At 47.4% G+C, this 13,019-nt stretch carries 12 protein-coding genes, 1 tRNA gene, 1 other RNA gene, 1 pseudogene and 1 riboswitch; of the genes and pseudogenes, 8 read left to right on the forward strand and 7 right to left on the reverse strand.

The window, feature by feature from the left end:
* The first annotated feature begins 244 nt into the window (after nt 1–244).
* From OI69_RS01015 to OI69_RS01025, 3 genes are all read left to right on the forward strand, one after another.
* Nucleotides 245–796 (forward strand): NAD(P)H nitroreductase, encoded by a 552-nt coding sequence (locus OI69_RS01015; RefSeq protein ID WP_039344880.1) that lies wholly within the window; start codon nt 245–247, stop codon nt 794–796.
* Between the two features lie 96 nt (nt 797–892).
* Nucleotides 893–2,818 (forward strand): DNA topoisomerase III, encoded by a 1,926-nt coding sequence (locus OI69_RS01020; RefSeq protein ID WP_039344884.1) that lies wholly within the window; start codon nt 893–895, stop codon nt 2,816–2,818.
* A complete protein-coding gene (locus OI69_RS01025; protein ID WP_039344886.1) occupies nt 2,815–3,102 on the forward strand; it encodes a YnjH family protein in 288 nt (95 codons plus the stop codon). The genes OI69_RS01020 and OI69_RS01025 overlap by 4 nt, the downstream gene beginning before the upstream one ends.
* A gap of 88 nt (nt 3,103–3,190) precedes the next feature.
* Here OI69_RS01025 and xthA read toward each other — a convergent pair whose 3' ends face one another.
* Nucleotides 3,191–3,997 carry an exodeoxyribonuclease III gene (gene xthA, locus OI69_RS01030; RefSeq protein WP_039344889.1) on the reverse strand — a complete coding sequence of 269 codons (807 nt, stop codon included), beginning with the start codon at nt 3,995–3,997 and terminating at the stop codon, nt 3,191–3,193.
* Nucleotides 3,998–4,308: 311 nt separating this feature from the next.
* A riboswitch (glycine riboswitch) is annotated at nt 4,309–4,404 on the forward strand.
* Between the two features lie 21 nt (nt 4,405–4,425).
* On the opposite strand from xthA, the gene OI69_RS01035 reads away from it, so the two are divergent.
* Complete coding sequence (locus OI69_RS01035) at nt 4,426–5,052, forward strand: trimeric intracellular cation channel family protein (RefSeq protein ID WP_039344892.1); 627 nt, start codon at nt 4,426–4,428, stop codon at nt 5,050–5,052.
* A gap of 92 nt (nt 5,053–5,144) precedes the next feature.
* Nucleotides 5,145–5,381: pseudogene (gene tssD / locus OI69_RS20160) on the forward strand (type VI secretion system tube protein TssD); the annotation flags it as partial.
* A gap of 771 nt (nt 5,382–6,152) precedes the next feature.
* On the opposite strand, the gene OI69_RS01045 reads toward tssD, so the two are convergent.
* The 5 genes from OI69_RS01045 to OI69_RS18970 form a co-directional block, all read right to left on the reverse strand.
* Nucleotides 6,153–6,683 (reverse strand): DUF4225 domain-containing protein, encoded by a 531-nt coding sequence (locus tag OI69_RS01045; protein WP_235319644.1) that lies wholly within the window; start codon nt 6,681–6,683, stop codon nt 6,153–6,155.
* A gap of 497 nt (nt 6,684–7,180) precedes the next feature.
* Nucleotides 7,181–7,310, reverse strand: a non-coding RNA gene (locus OI69_RS18965) — RtT sRNA.
* Between the two features lie 43 nt (nt 7,311–7,353).
* Nucleotides 7,354–7,438 (reverse strand) — tRNA-Tyr (locus tag OI69_RS01050).
* Between the two features lie 154 nt (nt 7,439–7,592).
* Nucleotides 7,593–8,441, reverse strand: a complete 849-nt coding sequence (purU, locus tag OI69_RS01055) for a formyltetrahydrofolate deformylase (RefSeq protein ID WP_039344898.1) — start codon at nt 8,439–8,441, stop codon at nt 7,593–7,595.
* A gap of 83 nt (nt 8,442–8,524) precedes the next feature.
* Entirely contained in the window at nt 8,525–8,992 is a 468-nt protein-coding gene (locus OI69_RS18970) for a YchJ family protein (RefSeq protein ID WP_072034241.1), read from the reverse strand.
* Between the two features lie 133 nt (nt 8,993–9,125).
* Between OI69_RS18970 and rssA the strand changes: the two genes are divergently transcribed.
* The 3 genes from rssA to galU all read left to right on the forward strand — a co-directional run bounded on the left by rssA (nt 9,126) and on the right by galU (nt 12,274).
* Nucleotides 9,126–10,031 (forward strand): patatin-like phospholipase RssA, encoded by a 906-nt coding sequence (gene rssA, locus OI69_RS01060; RefSeq protein ID WP_039344900.1) that lies wholly within the window; start codon nt 9,126–9,128, stop codon nt 10,029–10,031.
* Between the two features lie 100 nt (nt 10,032–10,131).
* The gene (rssB, locus tag OI69_RS01065; protein ID WP_039344903.1) at nt 10,132–11,148 is read left to right on the forward strand and encodes a two-component system response regulator RssB; all 1,017 of its coding nucleotides are present in this window, start codon (nt 10,132–10,134) and stop codon (nt 11,146–11,148) included.
* Between the two features lie 214 nt (nt 11,149–11,362).
* Nucleotides 11,363–12,274: a UTP--glucose-1-phosphate uridylyltransferase GalU gene (galU, locus tag OI69_RS01070; protein WP_039344906.1), complete on the forward strand. Its 912-nt coding sequence runs from the start codon at nt 11,363–11,365 to the stop codon at nt 12,272–12,274.
* A 145-nt stretch (nt 12,275–12,419) separates the two neighbouring features.
* On the opposite strand, the gene hns is transcribed toward galU, so the two are convergent.
* Entirely contained in the window at nt 12,420–12,827 is a 408-nt protein-coding gene (gene hns, locus OI69_RS01075; protein ID WP_039344909.1) for a histone-like nucleoid-structuring protein H-NS, read from the reverse strand.
* Between the last annotated feature and the right edge of the window lie 192 nt (nt 12,828–13,019).

Genomic DNA, 13,019 nt, shown 5'->3' on the forward strand with positions numbered 1-13,019 from the left:
AGCGTATGCCCTACGTCCTTCAACCCGCCCTCTGGCAAGTGATGAAGCACAAGGAGTGATAGTATCCTAATGAGCAGACAGTAAAAAGTCAGCATTAAATCATCATGGGAGTGTGCCTGTCGGGGTTATCTTGTAACAAAACTTCTACTTGTGCTAACGTGGCGCGCAACGTTGTCGCTCAGTCATTTCTACCGTAGAAATGGGCTGTACCGTAGAAATTATATTGCCAGACAGGAGATGTGCGATGGATGCTCTTGAATTGCTATTGAATCGTCGTTCGGCCTCGCGCCTGATCGCGCCAGCACCGACGGGTGAGGCATTGAATAATATTATCCACGCGGGTATGCGTGCGCCGGATCATGGTGCGATGCAGCCGTGGCGCTTTTTTATGATCGAAAATGAAGGTTTGGATCGTTTTAGTACACTCCTGACTCGTGCGGCACGGCAGGAAGGGCTGGATGAAGCTGGTATCGAGAAAGCGCGTCAGGCACCTTATCGCGCGCCGCTGATTATTACCGTTGTCGCGCATTGTGAAGAAAGTCCGAAAGTCCCACTGTGGGAGCAAATTGTCTCCGCGGGCTGTGCGGTTCAAGCCATGCAGATGGCGGCACTGGCACAGGGCTTTAATGGTATCTGGCGCAGCGGTGCCTGGACGCACAATCCCCTGGTACGTGAAGCGTTCAACTGCCGCGAACAGGATGAAATTGTCGGTTTCCTTTATCTTGGGACACCACAGCTCAAAGCATCGACGACGCTCACGCCGCTCGATACCGACACGTTCGTGCATTACTTCTGATCGTCGTCTGTTGAATAAATGTGATTTTCCACCCGTTTTACAGCGTGCTTTCCCGCGAGTTACGCGGGAAATGCCCAGTCTGCTTGATGGTGAATAATGCGACTTTTTATTGCCGAAAAGCCCAGCCTTGCGCGGGCGATTGCAGACGTATTACCCAAACCGCATCGACGCGGTGATGGTTTTATTGCCTGCGGCCAGAATGATGTCGTGACGTGGTGCGTAGGCCACCTGTTGGAGCAGGCGCAGCCGGATGTTTATGATGCGCGCTATGCACGATGGTCGCTTGCTGACTTACCCATCGTTCCCCAGAAATGGCTGTTGCAACCGCGTCCCTCTGTCAGCAAACAGCTCAACACCATCAAAAAACTCCTGAATGATGCCAGCGAAGTCATTCATGCTGGCGACCCCGATCGTGAAGGGCAACTGCTGGTGGATGAGGTGCTGGAATACCTTTCCTTGCCGGAAGAGAAACGTCAGCAGGTACGTCGTTGCCTGATCAATGATCTCAACCCACAGGCGGTTGAGCGCGCGGTCTCTCGCCTGCGTGAGAATAGAGAATTTATTCCCCTGTGCGTGTCGGCGCTCGCACGTTCTCGTGCGGATTGGCTTTACGGCATTAACATGACGCGCGCCTATACGATATTAGGACGTAATGCTGGTTATGACGGCGTGCTGTCGGTTGGTCGCGTGCAAACGCCGGTGCTGGGACTGGTGGTTCGGCGAGATGAAGAAATAGAAAACTTCATTCCCAAAGATTATTTCGAAGTGAAAGCCCATATTGTGACGCCTGCCGATGAGCGTTTTGTTGCGATCTGGCAACCCAGCGAATCCTGTGAACCTTATCAGGATGAAGAAGGGCGTTTATTACACCGCTCACTGGCGGAACACGTCGTCAAACGCATTGAGGGACAACCCGCGTTTGTCACCAGCTATAATGATAAACGGGAATCGGAAATCGCACCGTTGCCTTATTCGCTGTCGACGCTACAGATCGAGGCTGCGAAGCGTTTTGGGCTTAGCGCGCAGCAGGTGTTGGATGTGTGCCAGAAGCTTTATGAAACCCACAAGCTGATCACCTATCCGCGTTCTGACTGCCGCTATCTGCCAGAGGAGCATTTTGCCGGGCGTCATGCCGTCTTCAATGCGATATCCACACACCAGCCCGACCTATTGCCACAGCCCGTTATGGATGGGGATCGGCGTAACCGCTGTTGGGATGATGGCAAGGTCGATGCCCACCACGCCATTATTCCCACCGCGCGTAGTGCAAATGTTACGCTGACGGAGAATGAACGCAAGGTGTACGGCTTAGTCGCACGGCAGTATATCATGCAGTTCTGCCCTGACGCCGTGTTCCGCAAGTGTGTCATTGAACTGGATATTGCGGGCGGTAAATTTATTGCCAAAGCACGCTTCCTGGCTGAAGCGGGGTGGCGCACATTGCTGGGTGGCAAAGAGCGAGACGAAGAAAACGAAGGTATGCCGTTGCCCGTGGTGGCAAAAGGGGATGAGCTATTGTGTGAACGCGGCGAGGTGGTTGAGCGCCAGACTCAGCCACCGCGGCCGTTTACCGATGCAACGCTGCTCTCGGCGATGACGGGGATCGCGCGTTTTGTGCAGGATAAAGATCTGAAGAAAATCTTGCGGGCGACCGATGGTTTAGGTACAGAGGCGACGCGCGCCGGCATCATCGAATTATTGTTTAAACGGACATTCCTGTTTAAGAAAGCACGCTATATTCACGCCAGTGAAGCGGGGCGCGCATTGATTCATTCCCTGCCTGCCAGCGCGGCGCATCCTGACATGACCGCGCATTGGGAAGCGACATTAACGCAAATCAGCGAAAAAAAATGCCGCTATCAGGATTTTATGCAACCGCTGACGAACGCCTTACAGGAACTGATTCAGCAAGCGAAACAAAATGGCGCGGTAAGCGCGTTTAAAGGGCTTTCAGCGCCACCGTCGAATGCCTCAAAGCGACGCAAGCCTCAGACTAAAAAAGCGAAGGAGCAGGAGCAATGAAATCGTTAGTGTCTTTGTGTTTGGCCAGTGTGATGCTGGTGCTGCCCGCGTTGGCACAGGCTAATCGTGGCGAAACGGATATTGTGGTTCCTGTGCCACCGGAAGTGTGGGGGGCAGGGACAACGGTGCGCGAGCAAAATAACAACTGTTTGCGCTGTTGTGTGTATGAAAACCGTAACTATTCTGAAGGTGCCGTCGTTAAAGTTGAAGGTGTGATTCTACAATGCGTGCGGGACAAGCAAACGTTGGGAACGAACAACCTGATATGGCAACTGGTGAAGTAATCACGGTGAATAAATAAAGCACTACGCGTGATATTTGCGCCAATTTTCATCCCCGCTGTGGCTTTAATGCACCGCGGGGATGTTATTTTTACAACGAGAACTGTGCCCAAATCGGCGCGTGATCGGAAGGCTTTTCCATGCCGCGGATATCATAGTCAATACCGGTAGCGATGCAGCGTTCGGCCAGAAAGGTACTGGCGAGAATCAGATCAATGCGCAGGCCACGGTTGTCATCGAACCCGGAAGATCGGTAATCAAACCACGAGAAACGATCGTTGCTTTCTGGGTTGGCAGCACGGAAGGTGTCAATTAGCCCCCAGCCCTGCAAACGTGCCATCCAGTCACGCTCTTCCGGCAGGAAAGAACACTTCCCTGTGCGCAGCCAGCGCTTACGGTTCTCTTCTCCGATCCCGATATCCAGATCGGTGGGGCTGATATTGACATCACCCATCACAATCAGCGGTTGTGTTGCGCTGTGATGTTGTTCCAGATAGGTTTGCAGATCCTGATAGAAGCGCGTCTTGGCGAGGAATTTCACCGGATGGTCGCGGCTTTCTCCCTGAGGGAAATAGCCGTTAACGACGGTGAATGTGCCATGCTCGGTAGCAAAATCCGCCATAATGATCCGACGTTGCGCATCGTCTTCATCCGTTGGGAAACCGCGCCGAACCGCAATCGGCTGCGTCTTACACAGCAACGCGACGCCGTAGTGACCCTTTTGCCCATGATAATAAACATGGTAACCGTACTGGCTGACATCCTCTAACGGAAACATGTCATCGTGGACTTTCGTTTCCTGCAACCCGATGATATCCGGCTGGTGTTGTTCAATAATGGCGGCCAACTGATGAGGGCGCGCTCGCAGGCCATTGATATTAAAAGATACAACTTTCATGTTCGCTGCCATTCGCTAAAAAATGTGACCCGATGGTAGCAGAAAATGGGGTATGCCGTCACGGTGAGGCGACGGCCTTCAGCTTGCCGTGTTGGGCTTATTGCTCTGGCTTTCGGGGGGATTGAGGCAGATAAGAGTCGTTGAGAATAAGATTCACTTATATTCGGTTGAACCCAAGCCCCGCCGACCGTTATACTCCGCACCTCGCAGGAGAGAGGGCGCATACCCGCTATTGTGTCGGGTATAAAATGACGCTCCGCCGAAGGCGCAAACTCCCATAATCGCTCAGGCTACCCTAACTGCGAATTCCATTGAAGCCAACTGGAGAGAGGTTGCGAGTCAACCCACCGAAGGGGCAAGCAGCGCTGCTGCGTAAACTCTCAGGTAAAGAGGACAGAGGGAGTGGCACATTTCACAGGATAACTTGTGTGCTGACTTACATCTATCTGATCGCGATTACGGCAGAGGGGATGTCCGGGGCGCTGGCTGCCGGGCGTCGTAATATGGATATTTTTGGCGTAGGCATGATTGCCTTTATCACTGCGCTGGGTGGTGGCACCGTGCGCGATATTCTCCTTGGCAATTACCCCATCGGCTGGACGCAACACCCCGGCTATATTTATCTCACTATTGGTGCAGGCCTTTTCACCATTATTATTGCGCGTTTCATGCACCATTTGCATCGCCTCTTTCTGGTGCTCGATGCGATGGGGCTTATTGCTTTTACCATTATTGGCTGCAATGTAGCACTCAAACTGAATTATTCGACGACAGTGGTGGTTATGGCGGGGATTGTGACCGGGATTTTCGGTGGAATATTACGGGATATATTCTGCAACCGCACGCCGATGGTATTGAAGAAAGAGCTGTACGCTAGTGTCTCGCTGTTAGTCGCACTTTTATACCTTGGACTAAAGTCGCTTGGCGTCAATCATGATATTAACCTGTTAGCGTCATTTACGATTGGTTTGGCTGTGCGTCTGGCGGCAATTCGTTGGTCATGGCAGCTTCCGGTGTTCTCTTATGTTCCGGGGCGCTGGAAAGGAAAAGCGTGAGGTTATATTTTTGCTACGATGCCACCGGGGTTCGTAAACCAGTAGATAAAGCGACCCCGTTATTTGCACAAGCATGAGATGATAATGAAAAATTAGATTGTGAGTTTAAGTTTTATCGAACGGCTCAAACCGGGGGGAATGAATACTATTTTTTACTACGGCTAAAAAGTGCAATTATTACCGATCTTCGTTTCTTTTTTCCCAATTCTATGACGCATAATGGAATGCAACCACAGGAAAGCGTTTCCTTAAAATATGCAACAATAGAATGGGAGCATATTGCAGCACGCACCAGTTCGTGTCTTTTCTGGCAGGAATCTTCTTATTAAGTCTCTGATAATAAAAACTTCGAGAGACTGTCAGTAAATTTAAAACGCATAGTGATTCACTAATGATCACTGTGCGCCATTGTATTATTTTGTTTTTTTATGGTTATTTTTAATCTTCATGATATGCTGACCATCCTACAAACCCACTGATTAAACCAAATATGAAAGAACTGTAATGGGCAAGGTTATTGTTCTCAATAGATGTGCCAATAAATGGTATTTCCCCATCGTGATAGGTGTAAAAATGGAAAGACATTAGTGTGCAAGAAATAAGGATGCCAAAAAATTTATAGTAAACATTGTCAGACTCGGTAAGCTTTTTTATAGAAAAATAGGCAGGAATGAGAGCGAGTGTTGATATTAAGATATGAATAAATGCCATTTCAGTAACCTTTAAATACTTTTAACCTCGGTTATGTGCTATCGCACTGGTAGTCGAACATAGTAAGGCAAATATAAACGAGCTATTGTAGATGAATTCATTGTCTTTTATGGAGATACTTAATATTGGTATTTCTTCTGTGTGAAATATATACAGATGAAAACACATGAAAACGGTGGCTAATAGAATTGCTGCAAATCTAGTATAGATAAATTCAGAAGCCGTCAATTTTTTCATAGATAAATAGAGCGGAACAAGAGAGATTGTTGAAAAAATAACGTATAAGAAAATCATAATGGTACCTCAATGTTTATGCTGAATAATTCCATATATTAAATTCCCATCTCTATAGTATGTAAATAAAAATTTACTGTGTACGAAAAAATAATTTAGTATGAAAGGTATTGTCCTGCCGCAGTATTTATGTCAGAAAGAATTTCAAAGTAAAGTTCACCATTCTTCATGGTTTTTATCCCCATTTCCTTCATTCCCCAGAGCAAATCTGCATTGATAAATCGATACAATCTTTGTGCGTCCTCTGTCAAACGATATCCCAATAATCCATTGATAGATAAGCCAATATCAACAAAAGTATAAATGATGTCACTATTATTGTTCGGTAAACCGAGTTGGGAACCAATTTGCCTATAAACAAACCTAACCGGGCCAGTATAGGATTCTCGGTAGAGAAGGTAGTAACCGTTTTCGATGACATTATTGAAACCATGGGCCATGAGTAATGTGCCGGGAATGATGCCCGCTCCTGTTCCCGTAATACCTGCACCGGCCACTAATTGAAGCCCACCGCCGACGAATCCCAAGTTGGCAATCGCCAGATTAATTCGCTGGGTTTTCTCTCTTGCTCGTGTATTACGATCTTCTTCCGTAACGACAGCTTTGGCAATAATAACTTGTTTCATCTGCTCCATGGCAAGCATTTGATCTTGCCTTTTGAGCGCAGCGATTTCTTGTTCTAAAGAGTGGATGGCTTCATGGGGGAGAGTTCACCCGTGTTCATTTTACTGCGGATATCGAGCTAATTTTGTAGCAAAAAAATTCACGATCCAGAGATCGTGTTTCAGCTATATTTCGGTCAACTTCTGCTGCAATACGATTAAAGTTGCGGCTGTAATATTCGCTCATAGTCTCAAGTCTCTAAAATTCCCTCTCTGGACGATAATGCTATTAATGCATATAACTTATTTATTGTGAAGCCTAATTTTATAACGTAAACGTTTTTGGATAAGGAGGTCATTAAGCAAAATTGCTGAACTTATAGGCAGATATATTAATGAAAGAAGAAGGGGGCTAAAAACCGTGCCGGTTTTGTCGAACCTTGGTCGAAGGTTCTCACCTTCCCCTAATGGGAATTCTGATGCTGTGGCGTAGGAGGTTAATTCAGAGGTGCTGCTTGAAATGGTGGTGGGGGAAGGATAACTCGTCGCTCCGCTCCTCGCCCTGCGGGTCAATGCTGCGCATTGCTCAAAACCGTGCCGGTTTTGTCGAACCTTGGTCGAAGGTTCTCACCTTCCCCTAATGGGAATTCTGATGCTGTGGCGTAGGAGGTTAATTCAGAGGTGCTGCTTGAAATGGTGGTGGGGGAAGGATTCGAACCTTCGAAGTCTGTGACGGCAGATTTACAGTCTGCTCCCTTTGGCCGCTCGGGAACCCCACCACTGGCCTTGCTGCTAGTCGCTTTCGCTTCAAGCGGGGCGCATCATATCAAATGACACGCCCCTGTAAAGCGGTATATATCAAAAATAAATGCAGTTGTCGTTTTTTTATTCCGTTCGGCGCATCCTTATACAAACTGATGCCCAATCAACCTATTACAGAATAATGGTGCGGTTACCGTAGACAAAAACACGCTGCGCCAGCACGCGGTATAGGGCACGGCTCAGGACATTTTTCTCAACGTCACGACCTGCGCGCATCATATCGTCGCCTGAGTAAGTATGGTCGACATGGATGACGTCCTGCATGATGATGGGGCCTTCATCCAGATTGTCGTTGACGTAGTGTGCCGTCGCGCCAATGATTTTTACACCGCGTTCGTATGCCTGATGGTACGGACGGGCACCGATAAAGGCAGGTAAAAATGAGTGGTGAATATTGATTACCTGATTTGGATAATGCTGAACAAATGCAGGCGTCAGTACCCGCATATATTTCGCTAACACAACGTAATCCGGTTTGTATTGGTCGATCTGCACAATCATCTGTTGATCGTGTTCTTCACGCGTCAGACCATCATGGCTGACGAGGTGAAAAGGAATATCAAACCGTTCGACCAGTGTCCGTAATGTGTCGTGGTTGCCGATAACCGCGGCGATCTCGACATCCAGGCCACCATAGGCGCTTTTCATCAATAAATCGCCCAGACAGTGAGCTTCTTTTGTCACCAAAATCACAATCCGGCGACGGCCTGTCGCGGTTAGTTCGCGAGAAGAGCCTTCGGGAAGCGCGCTATCCAGATCGGCTAACAGCGTGGTGTCGTTGAAGATCCCTTCTAGCTCGGTTCGCATGAAAAAGCGTCCCGTGCGATGATCGACAAACTCATTGTTTTGCACGATGTTCAGTTCGTGCTTGTAACAAATATTCGTAATTTTCGCAATAAGCCCTTTAGCATCAGGGCAAATGGTTCGTAATACTTTTTTTTGTATATTTTGGGATGGCATGAGCGTGTGGATCCTGTCCAAAAACTAAAATAACGATCTTATGGTAACGCAGCGGTAAGGCTGCGTGGGCGATGGCCTGTGTTCTAGTATCCGCAACACTTTTTGTATTTTTTGCCGGAACCGCACGGGCAAGGTTCATTTCTGCCTGTCTGCACATGAACGCCGTCTATATAGTACCAGCGATTATGCTGACGAAGGAAGCGTGAGCGTTCTCGCATTAATTCTGTCTGCTGGTTGTTGGTTTCCGATAGATAACGTGCGGCGAATTCCACATAGCCCTCATCGGACGTTTTTCCTGGAGACGTTGCCAGTATAGTGAGGCTAAGCCACTGTGAATTCTGGCAGCTTTCAGTAAGCGTCTCGCGCCATTTCTCAGGGTGGAGGTCGGGATGCCAGGTGGCGATAAGATAATCGACATCGTGTTTGACGTAAGCAGTATAGCGCGACCTCATTAATACGACAGGTTCGGCCGCTGTCACAGCATGCGTGAGGTAGGGCTGGCAGCATGCATTATACTGCAATCCACTGCAACAGGGACAAGATTCTAACACAACATCTCCTGAAGAAAATTTAAGATAAAAACTGATAGAGAATAAAGCGTTCTCTATGCAGGATGCTGAGTATGTTACCTAAGAAACGCTACGTGTAGCAATGTGCGCTAAAATGGAGGTAAGTGGATCGATTATGCAACGGAAAAAAATTGGGATAGCCTTGGGATCGGGCGCAGCGAAAGGATGGGCGCATATTGGTGTGATTAATGCGTTAACGGAAATGGGAATTGTGGTTGACGTTGTGGCGGGCTGCTCTATCGGTGCGCTGGTTGGCGCGGCGTATGCGACAAACAATCTATACTCAATGGATCGTTGGGTAAGGGGATTTGGTTATTGGGACGTGATTCGACTGATGGATCTTTCCTGGCAACGTGGCAGTTTGTTGCGTGGCGATAGAGTCTTTAATAGCGTAAAGCATTTGTTACATACAACACAGATCGAAGATTGTGCTATCAAATATGGTGTAGTGGCGACAAACCTGAGTACAGGGCGTGAGATCTGGTTGACCGAGGGAGATTTACATCAGGCGATGCGCGCGTCTTGTAGCATGCCCGGCCTGCTATCTCCCGTTAGATTTAACGATTACTGGCTGGTAGATGGCGCGGTGGTTAACCCTGTCCCTGTTTCTTTGGCGCGGGCAATGGGGGCTGACATCGTGATAGCGGTTGATCTCCAACATGATGCGAGCCTTAATCATCAGGATTTGCTGTCGATTAAACCGACGGCGTCAGACATTGACGTTGGGGACATTCCGCAAGATTGGCGTAGCAGGATGCGGGAACGTTTACTGCGTGGTCGACGTCGTTCAACAGAAAGTTCGCCAACGGCGATGGAGATAATGAGCACATCAATCCAGATTCTGGAAAATCGACTGAAAATGACGCGGATGGCGGGCGATCCGCCCGATGTGCTGCTGCAACCGTATTGTACCCAGATTGCTACGTTAGATTTCCATCGGGCGCAGGAGGCGATTGATGCGGGCTATAAGGCAGTAGAAAAGATGCGTGATGACTTGTTGCCGCTAGCGAAAAAAGCGTAGTACAGCGCGCATGTCGTGAAGAATACATGATGTGCCGTCTATCCGGTGCATTGACGCGAAAGCAGGTGTGATTATTCGGTGTTTGAAGTAAGGAGTACTGATGGAACAACCACTGGCGGGTAAGCATATTTTAGTCATTGATGACGAGGCCGTTTTTCGATCTGTGCTCGCTGGTTATCTGACTTCTCTTGGGGCTTCGGTTCGGGAAGCGATTAACGGATTAGATGCGTTGCGTATTCTTGAACAATACCAACCCGATTTAATGATTTGCGATCTGAAGATGCCGACGATGGGGGGAATTGAGTTCCTTGAACGTCTGCGATTGAAAGATAATGACACGCCAATACTTGTTATTTCTGCCACTAGCCAGATGGCGGATATCGCCAAAGTGCTGCGTCTTGGCGTTCAGGATGTCCTGCTTAAACCCATTCGTGACTACACACGTTTGCGTGAGGCGGTGATGTCATGTTTGTATCCCGACATGTTCACCTCGCAATTGAATGAGATGGATCAACTGATGCAGGATATGGATTCCCTCAACCAGTCACCTGAGGCGGTGACTAAACTACTCGCTCAGTTGCAGCCTCCGGTTCAGCAAACGCTCGCACGCTGTCGTGTTAATTACCGTCAGTTGACGACTGCGGAACAACCGGGATTGGTGTTGGATATTGCCGCGCTTTCGGAGACTGAATTAGCCTTCTATTGTCTGGATGTGACTCAGGGCGTCAATAATAATGGGACGTTGGCAGCATTACTGCTTCGAACCTTGTTCAACGGATTACTTCAAGAGCATTTGGCCGATCGGCAACATCGCTTACCGTATCTGCCGACGTTATTAAAACAGGTCAATCAGTTATTGCGACAGGCGAGTTTGGATGGTCGTTTTCCTCTACTTGTCGGGTATTACCACCGGCAATTAGAACAGTTGATACTGATTTCCGCAGGGCTAAATGCGACGTTGGATGTTAATGAACAGCAGATGGCACTGAATAGCGGTGTCCCTTTAGGAACACTAGAAGGTGCTTATCTCAATCAACTGAATTATCAGTGTCAAGCATGGCAATGCCAGATATGGGGAGGCGGCGGTCGTTTACGGCTGATGTTGACGACTGAATAGTTGACCTTGGGACGATGTTCACGATGAGCACCGCGTAATGTGGTCAACGCACATGCAGCTTGAGGTATGACAGATATATGTAGGGAGTTATCTTATTTTTTATTGAACGACAACGTTGGGGCAAGCGTACCCTTGTTAAAGTCGTTATACTCTTTCGGTTATCTTGATTAGATAAATAAAGTTCATTATTTGAACGGTATATAAGAGGCTGTTTATGTCTATTGTGAATAAAAAAGTAAAAAAAGCGGTCATACCGGTTGCAGGGTTAGGAACGCGTATGTTACCTGCCACCAAAGCCATTCCTAAAGAAATGCTGCCGTTGGTAGATAAACCGCTAATCCAATATGTTGTTAATGAGTGTATCGCCGCCGGGATTAATGAAATTATTCTTGTTACACACTCTTCTAAGAATTCCATCGAAAACCATTTCGATACCAGTTTTGAATTGGAAGCTATATTGGAAAAGCGTGTTAAACGCCAGCTATTGGAAGAAGTTCAATCCATCTGCCCGAAACACGTTACCATTATGCAAGTACGCCAGGGATTAGCGAAAGGGCTGGGCCATGCCGTATTGTGCGCGCATCCGTTAGTCGGAGATGAACCAGTCGCGGTTATTCTGCCCGACGTGATTATTGATGAATATGAATCCGATCTGAAGAAAGATAACCTGAGCGAAATGCTGCAACGTTTTTCTACTACAGGCAATAGCCAGATTATGGTTGAGCCTGTTGAAAATGTAAGTAGCTACGGCGTAGTCGATTGCAAAGGTGTGGAATTAAAAGCAGGGGATAGTGCGCCAATGGTCGGCGTAGTTGAGAAACCTAAAGCATCGGAAGCTCCGTCTAATTTAGCTGTCGTTGGACGCTATGTTCTCTCTGCTGATATTTGGTCTCTGCTGGAGAAAACCCCACCGGGCGCGGGTAATGAAATTCAGTTAACTGATGCCATTGCAATGTTGATGGAAAAAGAAACGGTAGAAGCCTATCACCTGAAAGGGGTGAGCCATGACTGCGGTAATAAATTAGGTTATATGCAGGCGTTTGTAGAATATGGTTTACGTCATGACAGTTTAGGTCAGGAGTTTGCGCAATGGTTGCAGGAAACGATTGACGCAGAAGAAAAATAACAGAGTGTAATAACAACGCTTTGTTTAGAAAAACAGAGCGTTGTCCGAAACGGCAACCCATCTGTTTTCTCTTTACTGAGCATGTTATAAAGAAAAACCCCCGATAAACTATCGGGGGTTTTTAGTATCCAGAATTTATAAACAATTACAGCAGAAAATCGTCTAAAGATTTACCTTGCTCTTCAACTGCTTTCTTGATTACTGCCGGTGTACGACCCTGGCCAGTCCAGGTTTTAACTTCGCCGTTTTCGTCAGTGTATTGATATTTTGCCGGACGGGCAGCGCGTTTGCTTTTACCTGGCGCTTTCACTGAACCTAAAGATTGAAATAATTCGTTAGGGTCAATACCGTCGGCAATCAGCATGTCGCGATATTGCTGCAATTTACGTTCACGCTCTTCAACTTCAGCCTGAGCCTGACTATCTTCTTCGCGGCGTTCATTAACCACGACTTCCAGTTTTTCCAGCATTTCTTCCAAAGTATCCAGAGTACATTCTCTGGACTGAGCACGGAGGGTACGGATGTTGTTAAGAATCTTTAGTGCTTCGCTCATTGTGATAATCTCAAATTAATATTATTGGTGGCGTGTAGTGAGATAATAGAGCGCTATTTTCCTTTCTGCAATAGTCAGATTTGTAAGTTTGTTAAAAAATATCATGTTTAAAACAGAACTCATACCCTATGTTACATCAATATAAATACTTTCCTGTTATCAAAAAATACATTTGGTATGCTGTTTTCTTCC

The sequence above is a fragment of the Pectobacterium fontis genome (genome assembly GCF_000803215.1).
Lineage (GTDB): Bacteria > Pseudomonadota > Gammaproteobacteria > Enterobacterales > Enterobacteriaceae > Pectobacterium > Pectobacterium fontis.